At 64.2% G+C, this 3,003-nt stretch carries 3 protein-coding genes; 2 read left to right on the top strand and 1 reads right to left on the bottom strand.

The features are described 5' to 3' along the window. Window positions 1-265 precede the first annotated feature (265 nt). A complete protein-coding gene (locus ACVOMF_RS20730; RefSeq protein ID WP_481510952.1) occupies window positions 266-1,021 on the top strand; it encodes a sulfurtransferase in 756 nt (251 codons plus the stop codon). 117 nt (window positions 1,022-1,138) lie between these two features. After that, a complete protein-coding gene (locus ACVOMF_RS20735; protein WP_481510950.1) occupies window positions 1,139-2,134 on the top strand; it encodes an LLM class flavin-dependent oxidoreductase in 996 nt (331 codons plus the stop codon). Between the two features lie 203 nt (window positions 2,135-2,337). Here the strand turns inward: ACVOMF_RS20735 and ACVOMF_RS20740 are convergent. Continuing rightward, window positions 2,338-3,003 (bottom strand): exopolysaccharide biosynthesis protein (locus tag ACVOMF_RS20740; protein ID WP_481510951.1); only part of this gene is annotated, 666 nt, incomplete at its 5' end.

Here is a 3,003-nt window from a genome sequence, read left to right on the forward strand (position 1 = left end):
TAGGGCCTACCCTTGGCCGGCTGACGCTTGACCGGGACCGCCCCTGCCGCGGATGGCTGGGCACTACACTCCCGTCCTTTGCCGCAGGCAAGGGGGTGAAGAAGGCCTGCTTGCGCGCCACTGGCGCGCGGCCTGATGAACGACCGAAGGCTGTGCCTTCGGGCCGGGCGGGTCGGGTTGGCTCTTGGGCCTTTCAGGCATCGCCAGCTTCGCGGCTTACGCCGCTCCCACAGCGGCGGTGGAGCCGGTCGTTTAAACTATGCGCATGATCGTCAATACCGCTGCCTATCTTTTCGTTCCGCTGGCTGATGCCGAAGCCTTGACCGCCACCTTGCATGAACGCGCAAAGGCGCTGGAGCTGCGCGGCACCATCCTGATCGCGGAGGAGGGCATCAACCTGTTCCTCGCCGGCAGCAGCGAAGGTATCGAGGGCTTCTACAGCCAGCTCAAGACCGACGCCCGCTTTGCCGACATGCGGATCAAGTACAGCCACAGCCAGATGCAGCCCTTCGCCAGGCTGAAGGCCAAGTTCAAGTCGGAAATCATCAGCTTCCGCCGCGAAGACGGGCAACCGCTGGATTACCCACGTGCACCCAGCGTGGCCCCGGCCACCGTGCAGCGTTGGTTGCGGCAGGGCCACGATGACGACGGCAAGCGCGTGGTGATGCTGGATACCCGCAACTGGCAGGAATTTGCCCATGGCACCTTCGAGGGCGCGCTGACGCTGCCGATCGCCAAGTTCACTGATCTGCCGGCCGCACTGGAACCGCATCGCGAGTCGCTGGCCGATGCCACTGTGGTCAGCTTCTGCACCGGCGGCATCCGCTGTGAAAAGGCGGCGCTGTGGATGCAGAACGATGGCATGCACAATGTGCTGCAGCTGGAAGGCGGCATCCTCGGCTACTTCGAGGAAGTCGGTGGTGAAGGCTATGACGGCCGCTGTTTCGTGTTTGATGAACGCGTAGCGCTGGATGCACAGCTGCAGCCGCTGGTGGACCGGCAGGACGAAGCCCAGGCCTGATCCCGCACGGGCAGGGTGTGGGAAACAGTGTCCCGATCGAAGTCGTGGTGACTGCATGGAGAATGCGAGGACGAACCCCATGTCCTTCGTATCCGTATCGTCCATGGAGACCGCAGAATGATCCCCCTTTCCATCCTTGACCTGGCCCCGGTCTGCGAGGGCTCAAGCCCGCAGCAGGCGTTTGCCAATATGCTGGAGCTGGCCCAGCATGCCGATCGCTGGGGCTATCACCGCTATTGGCTGGCCGAGCACCACAACATGCCCGGCATCGCCAGTGCCGCGACCGCGGTGCTGATCGGGCATGTGGCCGGTGGCACTTCGCGCATCCGCGTGGGTTCGGGTGGGGTGATGCTGCCCAATCATTCGCCGTTGCAGGTGGCCGAACAGTTCGGCACCTTGGCCTCGCTGTACCCGGACCGTATCGATCTGGGGCTGGGCCGGGCGCCCGGCACCGACCAACCCACCGCGCGTGCCTTGCGCCGTTACTTCGACAGCGCCGACCAGTTCCCGCAGGATGTCGCCGAACTGCTGCACTACTTCGCGCCGGTACAGCCCGGGCAGTCGGTGCAGGCCGTGCCCGGTGGCGGCATTCCGGTGCCGGTCTGGCTGCTGGGCTCGAGTCTGTTCAGCGCGCGCCTGGCGGCGGCGATGGGCCTGCCGTTTGCGTTCGCCTCGCACTTCGCCCCGGATTCCATGGATGAGGCGCTGGCGCTGTATCGCCGCGACTTCCGTCCTTCCGAGCACTTGCAGGCGCCTTACGCGATTCTGGCCTTGAATGTGGTGGCCAGCGAATCGGAGGCCGAATCGAAGCGTTTGTTCACCAGTCTGCAGCAGACCTTCGTCAATTTGCGACGCGGTACGCCGGGGCGGATCCCGCCGCCGGTGGATGACATCGAGGCGTTCTGGGCGCCGCATGAAAAGGCCGGTGTCGAACGTGCTTTGGCGTGCAGTATCGTCGGTGATGCGGCGCAGGTGGCTGAAGGCATGGTGGCCTTTGTCGAGCGCCATCGCCCGGATGAAATGATGCTGGCCGCCAATATCTATGATCCAGCAGCAAGGCTGCGCTCGTTCGATCTGGCGATGCAGGCCTGGCAGCGAGTGGGCGCGGCGTAAGCTTTGTGCTCCCTCCCTTTCGCGCGGCGAAGGGGAGGGCTGGGGGGTGTTTTGCTGGTAAAGCTTCTTGCCGAGCATGGCTCGGCACTGCGCTTCTGCTCCCTCCCTTTCGCGTAGCGAAGGGGAGGGTTGGGGAGGGGTTTGTTTTTGCTGGTAAAGCTTCTTGCCGAGCATGGCTCGGCACTACCACCTGCCGTGGGCCGTCAGCTGGTCAGGCGCTCGAACAGCGCGATGCTTTCGCTTATCAACTGGCCGGAGCCGACGCCGAAGAACAGGCCGGCGGCAATTGCTCCGAGCCAGTTGAACAGCATCAATGCGCCGTCGCGTTCGATCAGTGTCAGTGCGAACAGCAGCAACTGGAAGCCGAACAGGTAGTTGGTGAACGGGATTGGCAGCGACAACAGCAAGCCGACCAGCAGCAGCAGTACGCCAGTCAACATGCGCGCTGGCAGTGGCACGATCAGCACCGCCAGTCGTGGTTTCAGCATCCGGTCCAGGCGTTGCAGCGGTCGGCTGATCTTGCTCAGGAACCTGTGCACGGTGCTGCGTTTGGGGCCGCGGCGGGCAATGAAGCCCGGCAGCCATGGCCGCGACATGCCGAACAGCAATTGGCTGCCGATCAGGAACACAAGCGGACTGCTGACTGCGCCGCCTATGCCCGGTATCGGGATGAAGGCCGGCAGGATGGCGATGAACAGGAATACGCCGAACGCGCTCTGTTCCAGTCCTTGCAGAACCTTGCCAAGCGGCAGATGCTCATCCGGGTCGCCGCGTTCAAACATCGCCAGCAGGGTGCGAATGCCTTCGTTGCGATAGCCGCCGGACGCTGTCCTGCTGGCGTCCGGCGCGCCGCCGTCCGGGTTAACCCG

Source organism: Stenotrophomonas sp. STEN022 (genome assembly GCF_056760155.1).

Excerpts from the sequence above, each read along its gene's own strand:
- ACVOMF_RS20735 (WP_481510950.1), top strand. The coding sequence starts at position 1,139 with ATGATCCCCCTTTCCATCCTTGACCTGGCCCCGGTCTGCGAGGGCTCA.
- ACVOMF_RS20730 (WP_481510952.1), top strand. The coding sequence starts at position 266 with ATGATCGTCAATACCGCTGCCTATCTTTTCGTTCCGCTGGCTGATGCC.